The organism is Klenkia sp. AC732 (assembly GCF_979256525.1).
Map to the genome: position 1 here is coordinate 128,273 of NZ_CEEDOS010000002.1, position 21,295 is coordinate 149,567.

Below are 21,295 nucleotides of genomic sequence, written 5' to 3' on the forward strand. Positions count from 1 at the left end.
CGCCGACGACCACCCCGCCGACGACCACCCCGCCGACGACCACCCCGCCGACGACCACGGAGCCGGCCACCACCCCGCCGACGACCACGGAGCCGGCCGCCACCCCGCCGACGACCCCGCCGACGACTCCGCACACGCCGCCGACGACCACCCCGCCGGTCGAGACGCCGCCCTCGATCGCCCCGGACGTCGCCGGGCAGCTGGGCCTGGGCTGCGACGGTGTCGTGACGGGCTACCTGGTCGTGACCGGGCTCCCCGCCGGTGAGCAGATCGAGGTCTTCGTCGAGGACGGCGACTCGACCGTCTCCACGGTGGTCACCACCGTCGCCGGCGAGACCGTCGTGCTCGTGGAGGGCGTCCTCTCCGACGACGACGAGCTGACCGTGTCGGTCGGTTTCGGCGGCGACATCCTCACCGAGGAGTCGGAGCTCCCGATCGTCGACAAGTGCACCGGTGACGGCGTCATCGTCCTGGACCGCGACTGCGCCACCCCGGACGTCGTCGTCGCCACCGTCGAGGTCGACGGCCTCTCCGGCACCGAGCACGTCATCGGCTTCCTCGGCACCAGCGGCGAGCGCGACGTCCTGCTGGCCAGCGACGTCGTCACCGCGGTCGACGGCACCGTCTCCGGGGTCTTCCCGCTGCGCAGCGCCGACGGGTCGATCCCGCTGGGCCAGCTGGACGGCATCTCCCTCGTCGTCGACGGGGACACCCTGGCCGTGGCCTTCGCCGACGAGGTCCACCTGGCGACCTGCGTCGTCCCGACCGAACCCGCCGTGACCCCGGCACCGGTCGCCCCCGTGGCACCGGTCCACCCGGTCGCCACGCCGGCCGCCACCACCACCCACGCCGCCACCACCCACGCCGCTGCCACCACCCACGCCGCCGCACCCACCGCGCTGGCCCGGACGGGCTCGGAGTCCAGCAGCCTGCTGCTGCTCGCCGGCGCCTTCCTGGTGCTCGGTGGCCTCACCACCCTGGCCGCCCGCCGCACCGCCCGCTGACCCCCACACCCGGACGGCTCCCCTCCCCGGGGGAGCTGTCCGGGTGATCACCCCGTCTGCGGATGCCGGACCGCGCGAGCGGGCGGATGATCACTTGGTTGAGAGTTGCAACCGCACTCCGGGGAAGAAGGCAGCATGAGCGACACCGGTACCGAGGCCTCCCGCCAGGCGAGCAGGGACTCGGCCACCCACCGGCGGGCGGTGACCAAGGCCTCGGCCCTGACCGCCGTCGGCGGCATCCTGTTCGGCTACGACACCGGCGTCATCGGTGGCGTCCTGCCCAACATCAGCGACGACTTCACGTTGGACACGCCCTTCAGCCAGGGCACGGTCGTCTCGATCCTGCTCATCGGGGCCGCGGTCGGGGCGCTGGTCGCCGGCCGGGTCGCGGACTCCCTGGGCCGCCGCAAGGCGATCATCGCCACCTCGCTGGTCTTCGTCGTCGGCCTGCTCCTCTCGATCTTCGCGCCCACGTTCTGGGTGCTGCTGCTGTCCCGGTTCCTGATCGGCGTCGGCGTCGGCTCGGCGTCCTTCGTCGTCCCGGTCTACATCGGGGAGATCGCCCCGCCCGAGCGGCGCGGTGCGCTGGTCAGCCTCAACCAGCTGTCGGTGACCATGGGCATCCTGGTCAGCCAGCTGGTCGCCTACTTCCTGGCCGGCAGCGGTGACTGGCGGATCAGCGTGGGCCTGGCCCTGCTGCCCGCCGTCGTGCTGGGGCTGGGCATGATCCGCGAACCCGAGAGCCCGGCCTGGCTGGTCCGGCAGGGCCGCGAGGACGAGGCGCGCGAGGTCCTCCGCACGTTGCGCGACTCCGAGGAGGCGATCTCCACCGAGATCGACGACATCCGCGGCACCGCCACCGAGGAGGAGAAGGGCGCCAAGCGCTCCCTGCTGGCCGCCAAGCTCCGCCCGGCGCTCATCCTGGGTGTCACCCTCGCCGTGGTCCAGCAGATCACCGGCGTGAACACCGTCATCTACTTCGCCCCGACCGTGCTGGAGAACGCCGGCCTGGGCTCCTCGGCCGCGCTGCTCGCGCTCATCGTCGTCGGGCTCACCAACGTGCTCGCCACGATCGTCGCCATCAAGGTGATCGACCGGGTCGGCCGGCGGGCGCTGCTGATCTGGGGCATGAGCGGCATGACCCTGGGCCTGGCCGGGCTGGCCGTGGCGTTCCTGTTCGACATCGCCGGGGCCGGCGCCGTCGTCACCACGATCGTGCTGGCGTTCTACGTGGGGTCCTTCGCCATCAGCCTGGGGCCGGTGGTCTGGCTGCTGATCAGCGAGATCTTCCCGCTGGCCGTCCGGGGTCGGGCCTCGTCGGTGGCCACGATGGCCAACTGGGTGGCGAACTTCGTGGTCGCGGTCAGCTACCTGTCGATCATCTCCGCGATCGGGGAGACCGCGACCTTCGGCATCTACGCCGTGGTCACCGTGCTGTCGCTGGTCTACGTGGTGAAGGCGGTCCCGGAGACCAAGGGCCGGAGCCTGTCCGACATCGAGCGGGAGCTCTCCCCCTCGCACTGAGTCGAGGCGGCCGGGACGGTCAGGGTTGACCGTTCCGGCCGCACCTGGCAGAACTCACCCCATGGCAACGGTGCTGACCGAGGTGTCCGAGGGCGTCGGCGTCCTGACGATCAACAGGCCGGAGGCGAAGAACTCCGTCGACCTGGCGACGACGGAGGAGCTCGCGGCGGCCGTCGACGACTTCGAGGCCAGGGACGACGTCGTCGTGCTGGTGCTCACCGGCGCCGGGGGGACCTTCTGCGCCGGGATGGACCTCAAGGCCTTCTCCCGCGGGGAGCGGCCCTCGCTGCCCGGCCGCGGGTTCGCCGGCCTCACCGAGGCCCCGCCCACCAAGCCGCTGATCGCCGCCGTCGAGGGCTGGGCGCTGGCCGGCGGGTTCGAGCTGGTGCTCACCTGCGACCTGGTCGTGGCCTCCCGCGAGGCCCGCTTCGGCATCCCCGAGGTGAAGCGCTCGCTCGTCGCCGCCGGCGGCGGGGTGCTGCGGCTGCCCAAGGCGCTGCCCTACCAGCGGGCCATGGAGATGGCGTTGACCGGTGACCCGATGGGCGCCGAGGAGGCGCACCGCTTCGGCCTGGTCAACACCCTCACCGAGCCCGGCGGCGCGCTCGAGGGCGCCCGCGCCCTCGCCTCCCGGATCGCCGCCAACGGGCCGCTGGCCATCCGGGCGACGAAACAGCTCGTCGCCGGCGCCGTCCGCTGGACCGACCGGGAGCTGCTCGACCACCAGGCCACCGTCACCGAGGCCGTGTTCTCCTCCGCCGACGCCCAGGAGGGCGCCCGCGCCTTCGCCGAGAAGCGCGCCCCCGTCTGGCGCGGCGTCTGAGCCGCATCGAGTGACACGCCAGCGTGGATGTCGCGGTCCTGCATCCACGCTGGGCTGTCACTCGGCGAGCGCCTCGCGGATGCGGCCGAGAAGCTGCTGCGGGTGGTGGAGGTCGGCGGCGGTCACGAAGAGGACCCGCCACCCGGCCTGCTGCAGTGCCTCGATCCGCCGGCGGTCGGTGGCCACCTGCCGGGTGTGCCACGCGCCCTCGTACTCCAGGGCGACCCGCTGTTGCGGCCAGGCGAAGTCCGTGCGGGCGAGGAACCGGCCGTGCGCCCGCACCTCGAACTGGGCGACCGGCGTGGGGACGTCGGCGGCGCGCAGGAGCAGGCGCAGGCGGGTCTCCTGTGGCGAGCCCGCCAGGCCGTCCGCCAGCGCGAGCGCCGAGCGCGCCCGCCGGCAGCCGCGGCCGGTGGCGCCGCCCGCCGCGTCGTGGAGCCAGTCCAGGCGGGTGACGCGGGCGTCCAGGAACCGGTCCAGCAGGACCACGCCCTCGACCAGCGGCAGCCGCGCCGCCAGCTCGAGGGCCGTCACCTCGGCCGTGGTGAGGGGGACGCCGGCCCGCGTCGTCACGGCACCGGTCGGCAGGGTGCGGCGCCGGACCGAGACACCTGCGCAGGCGCTGCGGCGGGCGCGCGGTGGGACGGTCAGTTCGACGGGGTCGTCGTCCCCGGCGAGGTCGGTGAGGCCCCAGAGCACGGCAGCGCTGGCGCCGGAGGCCACCGCGCCCGGGACCAGCAGGTCGACGGCGGCCCGCACCCGCAGCCCGTGGTCGACCGTGAGGGCTGCGTCGCAGTAGACGTCCGGGAAGAGACGCAGCCAGGCGGGCCCGCGCAGGTCGTTGGCGGACACCAGGCCGTCCCGGACGGCCGTGCTGCCACGGAACACCAGCCCCCGGAGGGCCGGTCGGGGGCTGGTGGGTGGCACCAGGGGAGCCAACCGCAGCGCCGTCCCCGCCGGGTCGGGCCTGTGGACGACGCCGAGTGGCACGTCAGCGTGGACGACGAGGCTGCACGTCCACGCTGACGTGTCACTCGGCGCAGCGCGGGGCGGTCAGACGGCCGGGTCGGCGACCAGGCTGCCGGCGGAGTGCTGCTGGCGGAGCTGGGTCTTGAGCACCTTGCCGCTGGGGTTGCGGGGCAGAGCGCCGACGACGGTGAACTCGCGCGGGCACTTGTAGCCGGCCAGCCGCTCGCGGCACCAGGCGGTGAGCTCGGCCGGGGACGGCGGTGCGGCCGGGTCGCGCGGGGCGACGACGGCCAGCGGTGCCTCGCCCCAGCGGGCGTCGGGCACCCCGATGAGGGCGACCTCGGCGACGCCGGGGTGGGCGGCGAGGACGTCCTCGACCTCGGCGCAGTACACGTTCTCCCCGCCGGAGATGATCATGTCCTTCTTGCGGTCGACGACGAAGAAGTAGCCGTCCTCGTCCTGCCGCACCAGGTCCCCGGAGTGGAACCAGCCGCCGGTGAACGCCTCGGCGGTGGCGTCGGGCTTGCCCCAGTACCCGCGCATGACCATGGGGGAGCGGTAGACGATCTCGCCCACCTCGCCGCGGGGGACGTCGACCATCGCCTCGTCGACCACCCGGACCTCGACGTTGAGCATCGGGGTGCCGACCGAGCCGATCTTGCGCAGGGCGTCCTCCCCGCGCAGGAAGCAGGTCACCGGCGCGCACTCGGTCTGCCCGAAGGCGGTGACCAGCTCGGCGGCGGGGAAGGCCGCCATCATCGACCGCAGCAGGGTGGTCGACGCGGGCGCAGCGCCCCAGGAGATGCGGCGCAGGGCCGAGAGGTCCCGCTCGGCGATCCCGGGGACGGCGACGACCGCCTGCCACGCCGCGGGCACGAAGAAGCACGAGCTCACCCGCTCGGCGACGATCTCGTCCAGGGTGGCGGCCGGGTCGAAGGCGCCCGAGCGGGTGAGCACGAACGTGCCGCCGTAGAGCAGGGTCGGGAGCATCCCGGAGACCGCAGCGATGTGGAACAGCGGCGCCCCGTAGAGGCTGACCCGGTCGTCGCTGCTCCAGCCGAGGTGGGCGACGTGGCTGAAGGCGTGCATCAGCAGGTTCCGGTGGGTGAGGACGGCGCCCTTGGGCTTGCCGGTGGTGCCCGAGGTGTACATCAGGAACGCCGGGTCGGACTCCTCGACGGCGCGCTCGACCGGGGTGGGGTCGGCGCCGGCCAGGGCGGCCTCGTAGTCGGCACCCACGGTCAGCACCGTCGTCAGGGCCGGGGCACGGTCCCGGGCCTTCGCGGCGGTCCCGGCGGTGGCGGGGTCCACCACGAGGGCGACGGCGCCGGAGTCGGCCAGCACGTAGGCCACCTCGTCGGCGACCAGCCGGAAGTTCACCGGGACGGCGATCGCGCCCAGCCGGACCGTGGCCAGGAAGGTCTCCACCACCTCCAGGCCGTTCAGCGCCAGGACGGCGACCCGGTCGCCGTGGCCGACCCCGCGGTCGGCGAGGACCGCGGCCAGCCGGGTCACCCGGTCCTCCAGCTCGCGGTAGGTGCGCCCGGTGCCGGCGAACCGGAGGGCCGCGGCGTCGGGGGTGGAGCGGGCGTGCCGGGCCAGCTGGTCGGAGATCGTCATGCCGCGCCAGGTCTGCTGGTCGGTGGTCATCGGGGGCTCCCTGCTGCGCGGCGGGTGGGTGGCGTGGGTCATGCTGTCGGCACCGCCGTGGACGGTCAACCCTGACTGTCATCGATCGAGAGGAACGCCCGTGGACGTCACCGATGCCGTAGCAGTCATCACCGGAGGGGCCTCGGGCCTGGGCCTGGCCACCGCGAAGCGGCTGCGTGCGGCCGGTGCGCAGGTCGTGCTGCTGGACCTGCCCAGCTCGGCCGGCGAGCAGGTCGCCGGGGAGATCGGCGGGCACTTCGTCGCCGCCGACGTCACCTCGCCCGAGCAGGTCGAGGCCGCCCTGGACCAGGCCGTGGAGCTGGGCCCGCTGCGCGTGGCCGTCAACTGCGCCGGCATCGGCAACGGCATCAAGACCGCCGGCAAGAAGGGCGCCTTCCCGCTCGAGGCGTTCCAGAAGGTCATCCAGGTCAACCTGGTCGGCACCTTCAACGTCATCCGGCTGGCCGCCCAGCGGATGCTGTCGGTGGACCTGCTGGGCGAGGAGCGCGGTGTCATCGTCAACACCGCCTCGGTCGCGGCCTTCGACGGCCAGATCGGGCAGGCGGCCTACTCGGCCTCCAAGGGCGGCATCGTCGGCATGACCCTGCCGATCGCCCGCGACCTGGCCAGCGAGGCCATCCGGGTGGTCACCATCGCCCCGGGCCTGTTCAACACCCCGCTGCTGGCCGGGCTGCCCGAGGAGGCCAAGGCCTCCCTCGGTGCCCAGGTGCCGCACCCGGCCCGGCTCGGCGAGCCCGACGAGTACGGCTCGCTGGTCGCGCACGTCGTGGCGAACCCGATGCTCAACGGCGAGGTCATCCGGCTCGACGGCGCCATCCGGATGGCGCCCCGCTGACTCAGCCGGGGACCAGCTCGCGGGCCAGCGACTGCCACAGCGCGACGTGGGGGTCGGTGGCCGGCGGGCGGTCCTCGAAGGCGTAGGCCATCGCCACGCCGCGCATCGAGGTGAACAGCAGCTCGGAGACCACCGGGTAGCGCGGGTGCGCGGTGACGGTCGGCCCCCAGATGCGGTCGGCCACGCCGCGGATCGCGATCCGCAGCCGGCGTTCCTGGGGCCGCAGCGCCGCCCGCAGCGCCTCGTCGGTGCGGGCGGCGTTCCACAGCTCCATCGCCGCCCAGAACGGCGGCTCGAAGAACGTCGCCCAGATCAGCTCGACGCACCGGTCGACCCGCTCGGCCTCGTCGGCGATGCCCGCCCCGACCGCGACGGCGTGGTCGGCGGCCTCGGTCAGCATCGTCTCGGCCAGGTGCGAGGTGGCCGCGACCAGCAGCTCCTCGCGTGAGGGGAAGTGGTGCAGCAGCCGGCCGCGGGACACCCCGGCGCGGGCCTGGACGGCCAGCGTCGAGGCCCCGGCGTAGCCGTCGGACACCAGGCAGGCCACGGCGGCGTCGAGGATCAGCGCACGGCTGTCGGCGCTGCGTTCACTCCGGCTGCGGGTCTCCACGGGGACCAGCCTACGCAGCGACAGTCAGGGTTGACCGTTCCCTGACCCGACCGGAGGATGCGCACCAGCACCACCACTCGACGAGGAGAGGTGTCCCGCGTGGACTTCGACGACACACCGGACGAGGCCGCCTACCGGGCGCGCGTCCGGGACATGCTGGCCGAGCACGCGGCCGACCTGGTGCACCTGGACGCCGGCGAGGAGGCCGCCGACGCCCGCCAGCAGGAGCAGGCGCTGCGCCGGACCCAGCGGGTGCTCGCCGACGCCGGCCTGGTCGGCGTCGCCTGGGCCGCCGAGCACGGCGGGCAGGCCGGCACGCTGGCCCAGCAGGCGATCGTCGGCCAGGAGCTGGCCCGCGCCCGGGTGCCCAGCCTGATCAACCACATCGGCCTGGGCATGTGCGGGCCGACCGTCGTCGCGCACGGCACCCCCGAGCAGCACGAGCGGTACCTGGCCCGGCTGCTGCGGGCCGACGACGTGTGGTGCCAGCTGTTCAGCGAGCCGGCCAGCGGGTCGGACCTGGCCGCGCTGCGCACCACCGCCGTCCGGGACGGCGAGGACTGGGTGGTCAACGGGCAGAAGGTCTGGACGACGCTGGCCCACGTCGCCGACTTCGGCATCCTGCTGACCCGCACCGACCCCGACCGCCCCAAGCACGGCGGGCTGACCATGTTCGTCGTCGACATGCACGCCCCGGGGGTGACGGTCCGACCGCTGCGCCAGATGGGCGGGCAGTCGGACTTCAACGAGGTGTTCTTCGACGACGTCCGCATCCCGGACTCCGAGCGGCTGGGCGAGCCCGGTGAGGGCTGGCGGGTCGCGCTGACCACGCTGCTCAACGAGCGGGTCGCGGTCGGCGGCGGCGGCAACGACCTGGGCCTGTCGGTCGAGTCGCTGGCCCGGCTGGCCCGGGAGGCGGTGCCGGCACTGCCGGCCGAGCGGCAGGTACTGGCCCGCCAGGCGGTCGGCCGGGCCGCGGTCGCCGCGCTGGCCAACCGGTACACCGGCTACCGGCGGCTCACCGCGATCAGCCAGGGCGGGCTGCCCGGCCCCGAGGCCAGCGCCGGCAAGCTCGCCGGCACGGCCGCGGCCAAGCTGGTCTCCGACGCCGGGGTCCGGCTGCTCGGCGACGACGCGGTGTTCGCCGTCGGCCCCGGGGACGACGGCAGGGAGGGCGGAGCCGGCCGCTGGCAGCGCAACCAGGCCTGGCTGCCGGGCATCGCCATCGCCGGCGGCACCGACGAGGTGCTGCGCAACATCATCGGCGAGCGGGTGCTGGGGCTGCCGCCGGAGCCGCGTGAGGACAAGCACCGTCCCTTCAACGCCGCGGGGAGCACCCGGTGAACTTCGACCTCGACACCGACCAGCTCGACGCCGCGGCCGGGGCGGAGCAGTTCTTCACCGGCCAGGCGTCCCCGGCACAGGCGCGGGCCGCGCTGGAGGAGGGGCCGGTGGCGCCCGGGCGGCGGGCGCTCGCCGACATCGGGTTCACCGGCATCACGGTCGCCGAGTCCGCGGGCGGGGCGGGCGGGTCGCTGCTGGACCTCGCCGTCGTCGCCGAGCAGGCCGGCCGGGTGCTGGCCGGGCCGTCGCTGGTCACCGCTGCGCGGGCCGCGGTGCTGCTGGCCGACCACCCCGAGCTGGCGCAGGCGCTGGCCGACGGGTCGCGGGCCTTCGCGGTCGTCGACGGCGACCGGCCGGCCCTGGACGCGGTCGGTGCAGACACCTTCCTGGCCCTGGTCGACGGCGACCTGGTCGTCGGCGGGGGAGCGGTGGTCACCGGGCAGCCGATGGACGCCACCCGCGGCCTCGGCGTCGTCACGCCGACCGACACCCGGGTGCTCACGCCCGACGCCGGTGCGCTCTGGGCGCGGGCCCGGGACGTCGCGCTGGTCGCGCTGGCCGCCGAGGACCTGGGCACCGCCGGCCGCGCGGTCGAGGTCGGCGTCGCCTACGCCAAGGAGCGGCACGCCTTCGGCCGGCCGATCGGCTCCTACCAGGCGGTCAAGCACTCCCTGGTGGACGCCTGGGTCGGCGTCGAGCAGCTGCGGTCGCTGGTCTGGTGGGCGGCCTGGGCCGCCGACCGGGCGCCCGAGGAGCTGCCGCTGGCCGCCGCCTCGGTGGCCGCGTTCGCCGCGGAGACCCTGGAGCGGGCCGCCGAGACCTGCATCCAGGTGCACGGCGGCATCGGGTTCACCTGGGAGCACGACGCCCACCTGTACTGGCGGCGGGCCAAGGTCGACCGGCTGGTGCTGGGCGACGCGGCCGGGCACCACGACGTCGTCGCCGGGCTCGTGCTGGCCGGGGCGCTGTCGTGAGGCAGTGGGAGCAGGTCTCCTGGGTCGTCGACGGCGGGGTCGGCACGCTGACCCTGGACCGGCCCGACCGGCGCAACGCCTACACCCCGCAGATGGCCCGCGAGCTCGGCGAGGTGGCCGCGGTCGCCGACTCCGACGCCGCCGTCCGGGTGGTCGTGGTGACCGGGCAGGGGCGGGACTTCTGCGTCGGCGCCGACCTGCAGCGCGCGGGGACCTTCGACCGCAGCGCCTCCGCTGCCGACGCCGGGACCATCGACGGCGTCGCCCGGGACTGGGGCGGCATCGGGGCGCTGCCGTTCGCGGCGCTGCGCAAGCCGGTGATCGCCGCGGTCAACGGCGTGGCGGTCGGCATCGGGGCCACGATGATCCTGCCGATGGACATCCGCATCGCCGCGGAGTCCGCGCGCTTCGGCTACGTGTTCGCCCGTCGCGGCATCGTGCCGGAGGCGGCGTCGAGCTGGTTCCTGCCCAGGGTCGTGGGCATCAGCCAGGCGATGGAGTGGGTGGCCACCGGCCGCGTGTTCGACGCCGCGGAGGCGCTGCGCGGGCGGCTGGTGTCCCGCGTCGTCCCCGACGCCGAGCTGCTGGACACCGCCTACGCCCTCGCCCACGAGATCGCCGACAACACCTCCGGGGTCTCGGTGGCCGCGTCCCGGCAGCTGCTGTGGTCGATGCTCTCGGCGGCCAGCCCGTGGGACGCCCACCGCGCGGAGTCCCGGGCGCTGGTGGAGCTGGGCAGCGGTCCGGACGCCGCGGAGGGGGTGGCCTCCTTCCTGGAGAAGCGCCCGGCGGTCTTCACCGCCCCGCTGGACGGCGTCGGGCAGGGCTGGCCGGCACCACCGGAGGACCTGGCCTGAGCGGGGGGCGGTTTCGGCCGGGGGGAGGACGGGGACCACCGGACGGTGGACACCCAGATCACCCTGCGGGTCGACGGGGCCGACCGGCCGCTGATCGTCGACACCCGCACCTCCCTGCTGGACGCGATGCGCGAGCGCCTCGGCGCGACGAGTGCCAAGAAGGGCTGCGACCACGGCCAGTGCGGGGCCTGCACGGTGCTGCTGGACGGCCGCCGGGTCAACAGCTGTCTGGTCCTCGCCGTCACCGCACAGGGGCAGGAGGTGACGACGTCGGACGGGCTCGCGGTGGACGGGCAGCCGCACGCCCTGCACGAGGCCTTCGTCGACCACGACGCCTACCAGTGCGGCTACTGCACGCCGGGGCAGATCACCTCCGCCGCGGGCGTCGTCGCCGAGGCGCGGGCGGGCTGGCCCAGCGCCGTCACCGAGGACCTGGTCGGCGACCAGGTGGACCTGACCGACGACGAGATCCGGGAGCGGATGAGCGGGAACCTGTGCCGCTGCGCCGCGTACGCGAACATCGTCCCGGCAGTCGCCGAGTACGCCACCGAGCAGGGAGTGCGCGCGTGAGGGAGTTCCGCTACGAGAAGGCCACCGACCCCGCCGGGGCCGTGGCCACGCTGACCGCGGCCCCCGAGGGTGCCTACCTGGGCGGTGGCACCAACCTGGTCGACCTGATGCGGCTGGGGGTGGCCACCCCCGACGTGCTGGTCGACGTCCGGCAGCTGACCTCCACCGAGGTCGAGGACCTCCCCGACGGCGGCCTGCGGATCGGGGCTGCCGTCCCCAACGCCGACCTGGCGGCCGAGCCCCGGGTGCGCGAGCGCTTCCCGCTGCTGGCCCAGGCGCTGCTGGCCGGGGCGTCCGGGCAGCTGCGCAACCGGGCCACCACCGGCGGCAACCTGCTCCAGCGCACCCGTTGCACGTACTTCACCGACGTGACCATGCCGTGCAACAAGCGGGCGCCGGGCTCGGGCTGCGGCGCGGTCGCCGGGTACCACCGCAACCTCGCGGTGCTGGGAGCCACGAACCGGGGTGGGGACGACGGGCACACCTGCATCGCCACGCACCCCTCGGACATGGCCGTGGCGCTGCGCGCCCTGGACGCCACCGTCCGGGTGCTCGGTGCCGAGGGCGAGCGGGCCGTCCCGATCGGTGAGCTGCACCGGCTGCCCGGCGAGGACCCCTCCCGGGACACGACGTTGGCCCACGGCGAGCTGATCACCGCGATCGACGTCCCGGCGCTGCCGTGGGCGACCCGCTCGCGCTACCGCAAGGTCCGCGACCGGGCCTCCTACGCCTTCGCCCTGGTCAGCGTCGCGGCGGCGATGGACCTGCGGGGCACCGGCCCGGACGCCGTCGTCGCCGACGTGCGGATCGCGCTGGGCGGGGTCGCGCACGTGCCGTGGCGGGCCACGGTCGCGGAGGACGCGCTGCGCGGCGGACCGGCCACCGAGGAGGCCTTCGCGGCCGCGGCGGCCGCGGAGCTGGCGGCGGCGGACCCGCTGCCGGAGAACGCCTTCAAGCTGCCGATGGCGACCAACCTGGTCACCCGCACCCTGCTGCAGATCTCCGGGGAGGCCCGCGCGTGACTGCGCTCAGCGACCGGCCCACGACGCACGCGCCCGCGGTGGGCAGCGACGTGCGGCGCATCGACGGCCCGGCCAAGGTCCGTGGCCGCGCGCCCTACGCCTACGAGCACGAGCTGGACAGCTCCCCGGCGTTCGTGGCGATCGTGCAGTCCCCGGTCGCGCGGGGCCGGGTGGTGTCGATCGACGCCTCGGCCGCCGAGGCGCTGCCCGGCGTGCTGGCCGTGCTCACCCACGAGAACGCGCCCCGGCTCGGCGAGGTCGTGGAGGAGATCCGGGTCCTGCAGTCGGCGACCGTGCAGTACGCCGGGGAACCGGTGGCCGCCGTCGTCGCCGAGACCTCCGAGGTCGCCCGGGACGCGATCGGCCGGGTGGTGGTCCGCTACGACAGCGAGGCCCCCGACGTCGTGCTGTCCGTCGACCGGGACGACCTGTACGCCCCCGAGCAGCTGATGGCCGGCTTCGAGACCGACTCCGTCATCGGCGACGTCGACGCCGCCCTGGCCGCGGCCCCGGTGGCCGTCGACGTCACCTACGCCACGCCCGTGCAGCACAACCAGCCCATCGAGATGCACGCGACCGTCGCCCGCTGGGACGGCGACGTGCTGCGGATGTGGGACGCCAACCAGGGCCCGCACAACCTGGTCCCGGTGCTCACCTCGGCGTTCGGCATCACCGAGGACCAGCTGCACGTCGTGTCCCCCTACGTGGGCGGCGCGTTCGGCTCCAAGGCCTTCACCCACGTGCACCAGCTGCTGGCCGGCATGGCCGCCCGGGTGACCGGGCGGACGGTGAAGCTGGAGCTGACCCGGCAGCAGATGTCCAGCCTGGTCGGGCACCGCACCCCGACGATCCAGCGACTGCGCCTGGGCGCCGAGGCCGACGGGACGCTGACCGCGATCAGCCACGAGGTCGTCGAGCACACCTCGCGCAACGCGGAGTTCGCCGAGCAGACGGCGACCGCGACCCGGCTGCTCTACGCCGCGCCCGCCCGCCGGACGACGCACCGGCTGGCGCGCCTCGACGTCTCGGCGCCGACGATCATGCGGGCCCCGGGGGAGACCCCGGGGGTCTACGCGCTGGAGTCGGCGATGGACGAGCTGGCCGTGGCCCTGGGCATGGACCCGGTCGAGCTGCGGGTGCACAACGAGCCCGCCCGTGACCCCGAGCGGGACGTGCCCTGGAGCAGCCGCAACCTGGTGGCCTGCCTGCGCCAGGGGGCGGAGCGGTTCGGCTGGGCCGGCCGGGACCCCCGCCCGCGGGTCCGCGAGGTCGGCCGCCGGCTGGTCGGCACCGGGGTCGCCGCGTCGACGTACCCGACCCGGCGGCGCCCCTCGCAGTGCCGGATCGAGGCCGTGCCCGGGAAGGCGACGGTGGTCTCCATCGACGCCTCCGACATCGGCACCGGCGCGTGGACGGCGCTGACCCAGATCGCGGCCGACGCCCTCGGCGTCGCGATGGCCGAGGTCGACCTGCGGATCGGGGACAGCCGGCTGCCGAAGGCCTCCGGTGCGGGCGGCTCGACCGGCACCACGTCCTGGGGCCCGGCGATCCAGGCCGCCGCGCAGGCGCTGCGTGAGCGGGTGGACGCCGAGCACGGCGGGCAGCTGCCCGCCGGCGGCGTGGTGGTCACCGGCTCGTCCGGGCCGGGGGAGGAGGTCGAGCGGTTCTCCATGCACGCCTTCGGGGCGCACTTCGCCGAGGTCCGGGTCGACCGGGACACCGGTGAGGTGCGGGTGCCCCGGATGACCAGCGTGTTCGCCGCCGGCCGGATCGTCAACGCCACCACCGCCCGCTCGCAGTTCCTGGGCGGGATGACGATGGGGCTGTCGATGGCGCTGCACGAGGAGTCGGTGCTCGACGCCGTCCACGGGCACTTCGCCAACCACGACCTCGCCGAGTACCACGTGGCCACCAACGCCGACGTCGGCGAGATGGACATCAGCTGGCTCGACGAGGTCGACGAACACGTCAACCCCCTCGGTGCCAAGGGCATCGGGGAGATCGGCATCGTCGGTGCCGCCGCCGCGATCGGCAACGCCTACTGGCACGCCACCGGACGGCGGGTGCGCGACCTGCCGATCACCCCGGAGGCGTTCTTCCGGGGGGAGTGAGGATCAGCGCTGCTGGCCCAGGTGGGCCAGCAGCGTCTGTCCCAGGTCCTGCATCGCGGCGACCTGCTCGGGCGTGAGCTGGTCGAACAGGTGCGTGCGGACGCTCTCCACGTGCACCGGGGCGGCCTTCTCCAGGGCGGCGAACCCGTCGTCGGTGAGGACGGCGAGCTGCCCGCGGCCGTCGGACTCGCAGACCTGCCGGCGCACCCAGCCGCGCTCCTCCAGCCGGGAGACGGCGTGGGAGAGCCGGCTGCGCGAGGACAGGCACCGCTCGGCCAGCTCGCTCATGCGCAGCGACCGGCCCGGCGTCTCCGACAGCTGGACCAGGATCTCGTAGTAGGCGTGGGAGATGCCGGTCTCCCGGGTCAGCTCCCGGTCGAGCCGGTCGGCCAGCAGCTGCGTGCTGTACAGCCAGGCCCGCCAGGCCTGCTGCTCACCCTCGTCCAACCACCGGGTCCCGCCGTCGGCGGGTGGTGGGGACGACACCTCTGATGTCATGTGCTCAGGGTACTGGCGGAATGCTCAAGGCTTCAACTACGCTACGGTCCAGCGAAGCAGTCAAGCGCTCAACCACTTGGAGAGACCATGAGCAGCACCACGCAGATCCCCGGCTACGTCGTCGGCACCTGGGACATCGACGCCACCCACTCCACGGTCGGCTTCTCCGTCCGCCACATGATGGTCAGCAAGGTCCGCGGCTACTTCACGAAGTTCGAGGGCGTCGTCATCACCGCGCAGGACCCGGCCGCCTCCACCGTCGAGGCCACCGTCGACATGGACTCGATCGACACCCGCCAGGAGCAGCGCGACGCGCACATCAAGTCCGCCGACTTCTTCGACACCGGCAACCACACCGTCATGACCTTCCGGTCGACCACGATCAAGCCCAAGGGCGACGACTGGACCGTCGAGGGCGAGCTCACCATCAAGGGCATCACCAAGCCCACCACGCTGCACCTGGAGCTCAACGGCTTCGGTCCGGACGCCTACGGCGGCACGCGCGCCGGCTTCTCCGGCAAGACCGACATCTCCCGCAAGGAGTTCGGCGTGGACATCGACATGCCCATGGACGGTGGCGGCGTCGTCGTCGGCGACAAGATCTCCGTCGAGCTCGAGATCGAGGCCGTGCTCCGCACCGCCTGATCCACCGCCCCGCCGCACGGCGGGGACTGCACGCGAGGAGGGGCCCCGGGTGACCACACCCCGGGGCCCCTCGTCCGCGTCGCGCAGCGACACCCGCGGGTGTCGGTGGTCCACCGCGGGGTCGACCACCGGCAGGCTGGGGTCGTGGAGGAGGTAGAGGGACCGCGAGGCACGTCGCGCGCGACCGTCGGGGTGGTCCTCGCCCTGGCGGGGTGGGTGGCCACGGTCGTGACCTCCCTGCGGAGCGGACCGTGGCGTCCCAGCTGGTTCGACCCCGACGACCCGCTGCCCTGCGCGTCCTCGGGCACCTGCCCCGCCGACCTCGCCGCGGCCTCGGCCGGCCTCTGGTGGTGGGTGGGCCTGACGTCCCTGGTCGTGCTCGTCGGGGTGGGCACCGTCGTGTCCGGCCTGTCGACGGCGACCGACGGGGAGGGGACGGCCGCTGCCGTGGCGCGTGGCCGACGGCCGTGGCTGGACCTCCTCGTCGCCGGCGCCGGCGCGGGGGTGCTGGGGGCCGTCGCGGCGCCGGTGGTCCTGGTCGCCAGCTTCTTCTCCCAGCACGCCGTCCTGCCCGCTGCGCTCCTCCTCTGGGTGCTGACCGCGTGGTTCCTGGCCGGGACGTCGTCGCTGGGCGGGCCGGCGGTGACCTCGCCCCGCGGGCGCGCCGTGGACGCCCTGGTGGTGGCCGCGCTCGGCCTGGCCGCAGGTGCTGCGGTCGTGCTGCTGGGCGCTGCGGACGGCGTCGACGCGGTCGCCCGGGGCAGTGCTGTCACCGGGCTGGTCACGCTCACCGGTGTGGCCGTCGGCTGGGCGGTCCGGGACCGGCACCGCGCCTCGCGGTGGGCCACCGCCGGCTTCGGGGTGACCGCGGTCGTCGCGCTGCTGGCGGCGGGCCTGTCGGCCGTGCTGCCCGCCGAGGACGCCACGGTGCCCAGCGCCGTCACCCAGGCCGCGCCGACCAGCGCCCCACCGCCGACCCCCAGCACCCCGTCGCCTCCGCCGACGGTGGTCCCGGAGCCCGCTCCCACGGCCGCGCCGACCGGGGTGGCGGCGGAGGTGCCCTGCGCCACGGCCGACCTGGCACTCACCGTCGGCGGCTTCGACGCCGCGATGGGTGCCCGCGCCGCCGCGGTGACGGCCACGAACACCGGCGCCGCGGCCTGCCTGCTGACCGGGACGCCCACGGTCACGCTCCTGCAGGGCGGCACGCCGCTGACCCTGGTGGTGGAGCCCGGGCGCGACCCCTCCGGCCTGCCCGGCGTGGTGGCCCCGATCGGCCTGGCACCCGGTGACTCCGCCTTCGTCCTGCTCGGCTGGCGCACCTACGCGGGGTGGGCCGACGCCGAGACCCCGCAGTCGGTGACGGTCGACCTGGGGGACGGGTCGGTCGACGTCCCCGTCGTCTCTGCGTACGGCTCGGCGCCCTTCGACATCGCCGACGGCGGCACCTGGGAGGTCGCCCCCTGGGCCCTGTCGACGGGCTGAGCGGGGACACTGGGGGCCATGTCGACCAGCACCCTCTCCCGTGGCACCACCCGGCTCGCCGGGCTCCCGAGCGCGCTGCCCGTCGCGGTCGGCCTGGCCGCCGGCTTCGGCATCGCCCAGGGCACCGGCGTCCGTGCGCTGGGTGGCGCGGTCTTCCTCGCCGGTGGGGTGGCCGCCGGCTGGCTGTGGCAGCGCCGGCGCGGCTGGGCGGTCACCGCCGGGCTCGCCGCGGTCTACCTGGTGGCCTTCGTGCTGGCCCACGTGCTGGCCATCGGGGTGGGCTGGCCGGCGTGGCTGGCTGTGGGCGTCGTCACGATCGTGGCCGCCGGCATCTCCTCCGGGGTGGCTGACCGGTCACAGCGGCACTGAGCTGCCCCAGGAGCGCCTACCATGGGAGGGTCGCCGGTCGGCGACGGGCGGTGCTCGGGGGATCCCACCAGCGCCGCGAACCCCGATCTCCTGAGGTGCCTCTCCGCATGCCCACCCGCAATGACCTGCGCAACGTGGCGATCGTCGCCCACGTCGACCACGGCAAGACCACGCTGGTCGACGCCCTGCTCCGCCAGGCCGGTGCCCTCGGTCGCTCCAAGGGCGAGGGGACCGACAACGACTCCACCCAGGACCGGGTCATGGACTCGATGGACCTGGAGCGCGAGCGCGGCATCACCATCCTGGCCAAGAACACCGCCATCCGGCTGGCCGACGCCGAGGGCAACCCCGTCGTCGTCAACATCGTCGACACCCCCGGCCACGCCGACTTCGGTGGCGAGGTCGAGCGCGGCCTGTCCATGGTCGACGGCGTCGTGCTCCTCGTGGACGCCTCCGAGGGGCCGCTGCCGCAGACCCGCTTCGTGCTGCGCAAGGCGCTGGCCAAGGGGATGCCGGTCATCCTCGCGGTGAACAAGACCGACCGTGGCGACGCGCGCATCGAGGAGGTCGTCGACGAGTGCTACGAGCTCTTCATGGAGCTCCTCGAGGACGCCGGCCTGCCCGCGGAGACCCTCGAGTTCCCGATCGTCTACTGCAACGGCCGCACCGGTCAGGCCTCGCTGAACAAGCCCGAGAACGGCACCGTCCCGGACAGCCCGGACCTGGGCCCCCTCGTGCAGACGCTGCTGGACACCATCCCGGCGCCGGAGTACGACGCCGAGGAGCCGCTGCGCGCGCAGGTCACCAACCTCGACGCCTCCCCGTTCCTGGGCCGCCTCGCGCTGCTGCGCATCCACTCCGGTGAGATGAAGCGCGGCCAGCAGGTCGCCTGGTGCAAGGTCGACGGCACCATCACCAAGGTCAAGATCACCGAGCTGCTGTCGACCGAGGGCCTGACCCGCGTGCCGGCCGAGAGCGCCGGCCCCGGCGACCTCGTCGCCATCGCCGGCATCGAGGACATCGGCATCGGCGACACGCTGGCCGACCCCGACGACCCGCGCCCGCTGCCGGCGCTGACCGTCGACGAGCCCTCGATCTCGATCACCATCGGCATCAACACCTCGCCGCTGTCGGGCAAGTCGGGCAAGAAGGTCACCGCCCGCCTGATCAAGAACCGCCTGGACCAGGAGCTGGTCGGCAACGTCTCGGTGCGCATGCTGCCCACCGAGCGCCCCGACACCTGGGAGATGCAGGGCCGTGGCGAGCTCGCCCTGGCCATCCTGGTCGAGCAGCTGCGCCGCGAGGACTTCGAGCTCACCGTCGGCCGCCCGCAGGTCGTCACCAAGATGATCGACGGCACGCTGCACGAGCCCGTCGAGCGGGTCACCATCGACACCCCCGGTGAGTACGTCGGCACGCTGACCCAGGCCCTGGCCGTGCGTCGTGGCCGGCTGGAGAACCTGGTGCACCACGACACCGGCTGGGCGCGGATGGAGTACGTCGCCCCCTCCCGCGGCCTGATCGGGTTCCGCACCGAGTTCCTCACCGAGACCCGCGGCACCGGCGTGTTCAACCACGTCCTCGAGGGCTACGAGCCGTGGCTGGGCGACATGCGCGCCCGGCCCACCGGCTCGCTGGTCGCCGACCGCTCCGGCGTCGCGACCACCTACTCGATGTTCTCCCTGCAGGAGCGCGGCCAGATGATGGTCGAGCCCGGCACCGAGGTCTACGAGGGCATGCTCGTGGGTGAGAACTCGCGTCCCGACGACATGGACGTGAACATCACCAAGGAGAAGAAGCTCACCAACATGCGCAAGTCCACCTCCGAGGAGCTGGAGCGGCTCATCCCGCCGCGCATCCTCAACCTGGAGCAGGCGCTGGAGTTCTGCGCCGAGGACGAGTGCGTCGAGGTCACCCCCGCGACCGTGCGGGTGCGCAAGGTCGTGCTGGACCAGACCGAGCGCGGCAAGAGCAAGAACCGCAAGCCCAAGCCCGTCTGAGGGAGGACCTCGTCCCACCCCACGACACGCTCCGCGCGTCGCGGGCCCCTGGGACGAGGCCGTTCCACCGGGCTGCGGTGTCACGCCCCCGTCACCTGCAGGTGACGGGGGCGTCGTCGTCGCGTGGTGGTGTGGTCGGCGACGGCGTCGCGGGCAGCCGGTGGGGTCCGACCCGCCTCCGCGACGGGCCGGGCTGTGGAGCCACCGTGACCACCCTGGAGCAGACCACCCGATCCACCCGCCACGCGGGCCCCGACCACCTGGTGCTGTCCGAGCACCCGGTCCTCCGCCGGTTCTGGTACGCCACCGGCTTCGCCGCCGCCGTCGACGGCAGTCCGGTCAAGCGCACGGTGCTGGGCGTGGACCTGGTGCTGTGGCGGCCGGCGCCGGGCCGTCCGGTGAGCGTGGCCCTGGACCGCTGCGCGCACCGGGACGCCCCGCTGTCCCGCGGTTGGGTCACCGACTGCCACCTGGTCTGCCCGTACCACGGCTGGGAGTGGGACGCCCAGGGCCGGACCCAGCGCATCCCGCAGTTCCCGGACTCCCCGCACCCCACGAAGTCCGGGCTCACCATGGTGGCCAGCCAGGAGCGCTACGGGATGGTCTGGGTGTGCCTCGCGAGCGAGGCCGAGGGCGGCCCGATCACCGGCCTGCCGGAGGTCCCGCAGTTCGACGACCCGGCCTGGCGGGTGGTGCCGGAGTACGAGTGGGCCTTCGACTGCACCGCCATGCACCTGCTGGAGAACAACTTCGACCCCGGCCACGTCGCCTTCGTGCACCGCAACACGTTCGGCAACATCGACAAGCCGGAGGTGACCGACACCGAGGTCACCCGCACCCCGTGGGGTCTGTCGACCTACGGCGAGATCCCGGTCGAGGGGCGCCCCGGGGAGGTCGGGACGACGGTGCGCCGGACGGTCTCCCAGCTGTGGTCCCCCTTCTTCGGCCACATCCACATCACCTACCCCGACGGGCTGGGCCACGTCATGGTCAAGGCGATCACCCCGGTGGACGACCGGCGCTGCCTGCTGACCCAGACGGTGCTGCGCACCGACTCCGAGGCCGACCGGCCGGCGGCGGAGATCCTCGCCTTCGACGACGAGGTGGAGGGGGAGGACCGCGACCTGCTGGAGTCCCTGCCCGCGGACTTCCCGCTGGCCCCGCACCTCAACGCGCACGCCCGGGCCGACCGGAACTCCCTGGCCATCCGGCGGCTGTGGACCGACCTCGTCACCGGCCGGTTCGTGCCCCCGCCGTCGGTGTGAGGACCCGTCACGCTGGGTGAGGACGAGCCGTGTGACGGACGGGTCCGCTGGGGCACGGCGTGTCCGGTGGGACGACGCGCACGGGCTGCCTAGCGTCGTCCCCGGGGTCGTCCGGCAGCAGGTCGCCGGCCCCGGTGGACGAGAGGCGGTGCGGGTGACGACGAACCGTGCAGCATGGGTCGGGGAGCAGGAGCTCCCCGGCTTCCGCGGTGGCATCGACGTGCGGGTCAGCCTGCGCACGGACGCCGGGGAGGGGCTGCACGGGGCCTGGTGGCCGCGCTCGACCGACCTCGCCGTCGAGCTGCCCGAGCTGGTCGCCGCGCTGGACCGGCGTGGCGTCGCGGTGCAGCGCTTCACCTACCCCTTCGCCACCTGGCACGCCGTCCCGCGCAAGCTCGCCGTCGGTGACCGGGTGGTCCGGGTCGGCGGGTTCAGCACCGGCGACCCGCAGCTGGTCACCGTGACCTGCGGCCCCGGCGCTCTGCAGCTGGAGCTGCTGGTCGTCCCGCCGGACACCGAGGCGCTCTTCAGCGCCCGGGCCATGCGGCTGGCCTCCTGCCCGGGCACGGCCCGCAGTCCCCGGGCCGTGCTCACCGCCGCCGGTCGGCACCCGGCACTCCGGGTGGCGTCGCTGCCGCTCCCGACCGCCGGCTGAACCCCACCGTCCCGGTGGGGAATGCCGCGGCGGTGCCCGTCGCTGGGCCGGGGGAGGCCCGCAC

The 21,295-nt window shown here is 74.3% G+C and carries 20 protein-coding genes; 16 read left to right on the forward strand and 4 right to left on the reverse strand.

The window, feature by feature from the left end:
• From AC0IVP_RS01625 to AC0IVP_RS01635, 3 genes are all read left to right on the forward strand, one after another.
• A partial coding sequence (locus AC0IVP_RS01625) for a hypothetical protein (protein ID WP_471754113.1) occupies positions 1–1,004 on the forward strand: 1,004 nt, incomplete at its 5' end.
• A 135-nt stretch (positions 1,005–1,139) separates the two neighbouring features.
• A complete protein-coding gene (locus AC0IVP_RS01630) occupies positions 1,140–2,528 on the forward strand; it encodes a sugar porter family MFS transporter (RefSeq protein ID WP_082556704.1) in 1,389 nt (462 codons plus the stop codon).
• Between the two features lie 61 nt (positions 2,529–2,589).
• Positions 2,590–3,351, forward strand: a complete 762-nt coding sequence (locus AC0IVP_RS01635; RefSeq protein WP_471754115.1) for a crotonase/enoyl-CoA hydratase family protein — start codon at positions 2,590–2,592, stop codon at positions 3,349–3,351.
• A 57-nt stretch (positions 3,352–3,408) separates the two neighbouring features.
• Here the strand turns inward: AC0IVP_RS01635 and AC0IVP_RS01640 are convergent, their stop codons facing one another.
• Together AC0IVP_RS01640 and AC0IVP_RS01645 are read right to left on the reverse strand one after the other, a co-directional pair.
• On the reverse strand, positions 3,409–4,203 hold the full coding sequence (locus AC0IVP_RS01640; RefSeq protein WP_471754118.1) for an endonuclease domain-containing protein: 795 nt from the start codon (positions 4,201–4,203) through the stop codon (positions 3,409–3,411).
• A 201-nt stretch (positions 4,204–4,404) separates the two neighbouring features.
• Positions 4,405–5,970 carry a long-chain-fatty-acid--CoA ligase gene (locus AC0IVP_RS01645; RefSeq protein ID WP_471754120.1) on the reverse strand — a complete coding sequence of 522 codons (1,566 nt, stop codon included), beginning with the start codon at positions 5,968–5,970 and terminating at the stop codon, positions 4,405–4,407.
• A 100-nt stretch (positions 5,971–6,070) separates the two neighbouring features.
• On the opposite strand from AC0IVP_RS01645, the gene AC0IVP_RS01650 reads away from it, so the two are divergent.
• Positions 6,071–6,826, forward strand: a complete 756-nt coding sequence (locus AC0IVP_RS01650; protein ID WP_056292389.1) for a 3-hydroxyacyl-CoA dehydrogenase — start codon at positions 6,071–6,073, stop codon at positions 6,824–6,826.
• 1 nt (position 6,827) lies between these two features.
• On the opposite strand, the gene AC0IVP_RS01655 is transcribed toward AC0IVP_RS01650, so the two are convergent.
• Positions 6,828–7,436: a TetR/AcrR family transcriptional regulator gene (locus AC0IVP_RS01655; RefSeq protein ID WP_235564837.1), complete on the reverse strand. Its 609-nt coding sequence runs from the start codon at positions 7,434–7,436 to the stop codon at positions 6,828–6,830.
• A gap of 99 nt (positions 7,437–7,535) precedes the next feature.
• On the opposite strand from AC0IVP_RS01655, the gene AC0IVP_RS01660 reads away from it, so the two are divergent.
• The 6 genes from AC0IVP_RS01660 to AC0IVP_RS01685 are packed head-to-tail and all read left to right on the forward strand — an operon-like array spanning position 7,536 to position 14,314.
• Positions 7,536–8,780: an acyl-CoA dehydrogenase family protein gene (locus AC0IVP_RS01660; protein WP_471754123.1), complete on the forward strand. Its 1,245-nt coding sequence runs from the start codon at positions 7,536–7,538 to the stop codon at positions 8,778–8,780.
• The gene (locus AC0IVP_RS01665) at positions 8,777–9,754 is read left to right on the forward strand and encodes an acyl-CoA dehydrogenase family protein (RefSeq protein ID WP_471754126.1); all 978 of its coding nucleotides are present in this window, start codon (positions 8,777–8,779) and stop codon (positions 9,752–9,754) included. Before AC0IVP_RS01660 ends, AC0IVP_RS01665 begins: the two co-directional genes overlap by 4 nt.
• Positions 9,751–10,611: an enoyl-CoA hydratase-related protein gene (locus tag AC0IVP_RS01670; protein WP_056296825.1), complete on the forward strand. Its 861-nt coding sequence runs from the start codon at positions 9,751–9,753 to the stop codon at positions 10,609–10,611. The genes AC0IVP_RS01665 and AC0IVP_RS01670 overlap by 4 nt, the downstream gene beginning before the upstream one ends.
• Before the next feature lie 45 nt (positions 10,612–10,656).
• A complete protein-coding gene (locus AC0IVP_RS01675; RefSeq protein WP_471754128.1) occupies positions 10,657–11,181 on the forward strand; it encodes a 2Fe-2S iron-sulfur cluster-binding protein in 525 nt (174 codons plus the stop codon).
• On the forward strand, positions 11,178–12,203 hold the full coding sequence (locus tag AC0IVP_RS01680; RefSeq protein WP_471754130.1) for an FAD binding domain-containing protein: 1,026 nt from the start codon (positions 11,178–11,180) through the stop codon (positions 12,201–12,203). The genes AC0IVP_RS01675 and AC0IVP_RS01680 overlap by 4 nt, the downstream gene beginning before the upstream one ends.
• Positions 12,200–14,314 (forward strand): xanthine dehydrogenase family protein molybdopterin-binding subunit, encoded by a 2,115-nt coding sequence (locus tag AC0IVP_RS01685; RefSeq protein WP_471754132.1) that lies wholly within the window; start codon positions 12,200–12,202, stop codon positions 14,312–14,314. Before AC0IVP_RS01680 ends, AC0IVP_RS01685 begins: the two co-directional genes overlap by 4 nt.
• 3 nt (positions 14,315–14,317) lie before the next feature.
• On the opposite strand, the gene AC0IVP_RS01690 is transcribed toward AC0IVP_RS01685, so the two are convergent.
• Entirely contained in the window at positions 14,318–14,812 is a 495-nt protein-coding gene (locus tag AC0IVP_RS01690) for a MarR family winged helix-turn-helix transcriptional regulator (RefSeq protein WP_056296838.1), read from the reverse strand.
• Positions 14,813–14,899: 87 nt separating this feature from the next.
• Here AC0IVP_RS01690 and AC0IVP_RS01695 point away from each other — a divergent pair, with 87 nt between their 5' ends.
• The 6 genes from AC0IVP_RS01695 to AC0IVP_RS01720 all read left to right on the forward strand — a co-directional run bounded on the left by AC0IVP_RS01695 (position 14,900) and on the right by AC0IVP_RS01720 (position 21,231).
• Positions 14,900–15,457: a YceI family protein gene (locus tag AC0IVP_RS01695; protein ID WP_056296842.1), complete on the forward strand. Its 558-nt coding sequence runs from the start codon at positions 14,900–14,902 to the stop codon at positions 15,455–15,457.
• A 228-nt stretch (positions 15,458–15,685) separates the two neighbouring features.
• Entirely contained in the window at positions 15,686–16,942 is a 1,257-nt protein-coding gene (locus tag AC0IVP_RS01700; protein ID WP_471754134.1) for a DUF4232 domain-containing protein, read from the forward strand.
• A gap of 18 nt (positions 16,943–16,960) precedes the next feature.
• Positions 16,961–17,311: a hypothetical protein gene (locus tag AC0IVP_RS01705; protein WP_471754137.1), complete on the forward strand. Its 351-nt coding sequence runs from the start codon at positions 16,961–16,963 to the stop codon at positions 17,309–17,311.
• 107 nt (positions 17,312–17,418) lie between these two features.
• Complete coding sequence (typA, locus tag AC0IVP_RS01710) at positions 17,419–19,311, forward strand: translational GTPase TypA (protein ID WP_056296852.1); 1,893 nt, start codon at positions 17,419–17,421, stop codon at positions 19,309–19,311.
• 206 nt (positions 19,312–19,517) lie between these two features.
• Positions 19,518–20,576, forward strand: a complete 1,059-nt coding sequence (locus AC0IVP_RS01715; protein WP_056298081.1) for an aromatic ring-hydroxylating oxygenase subunit alpha — start codon at positions 19,518–19,520, stop codon at positions 20,574–20,576.
• Positions 20,577–20,730: 154 nt separating this feature from the next.
• Positions 20,731–21,231 (forward strand): DUF5994 family protein, encoded by a 501-nt coding sequence (locus AC0IVP_RS01720; RefSeq protein WP_056298083.1) that lies wholly within the window; start codon positions 20,731–20,733, stop codon positions 21,229–21,231.
• The last annotated feature ends 64 nt before the right edge of the window (positions 21,232–21,295 follow it).

Excerpts from the sequence above, each read along its gene's own strand:
- AC0IVP_RS01630 (WP_082556704.1), top strand. The coding sequence starts at position 1,140 with ATGAGCGACACCGGTACCGAGGCCTCCCGCCAGGCGAGCAGGGACTCG.
- AC0IVP_RS01635 (WP_471754115.1), top strand. The coding sequence starts at position 2,590 with ATGGCAACGGTGCTGACCGAGGTGTCCGAGGGCGTCGGCGTCCTGACG.
- AC0IVP_RS01645 (WP_471754120.1), bottom strand. The coding sequence starts at position 5,970 with ATGACCACCGACCAGCAGACCTGGCGCGGCATGACGATCTCCGACCAG.
- AC0IVP_RS01690 (WP_056296838.1), bottom strand. The coding sequence starts at position 14,812 with ATGACATCAGAGGTGTCGTCCCCACCACCCGCCGACGGCGGGACCCGG.
- AC0IVP_RS01695 (WP_056296842.1), top strand. The coding sequence starts at position 14,900 with ATGAGCAGCACCACGCAGATCCCCGGCTACGTCGTCGGCACCTGGGAC.
- AC0IVP_RS01705 (WP_471754137.1), top strand. The coding sequence starts at position 16,961 with ATGTCGACCAGCACCCTCTCCCGTGGCACCACCCGGCTCGCCGGGCTC.
- typA (WP_056296852.1), top strand. The coding sequence starts at position 17,419 with ATGCCCACCCGCAATGACCTGCGCAACGTGGCGATCGTCGCCCACGTC.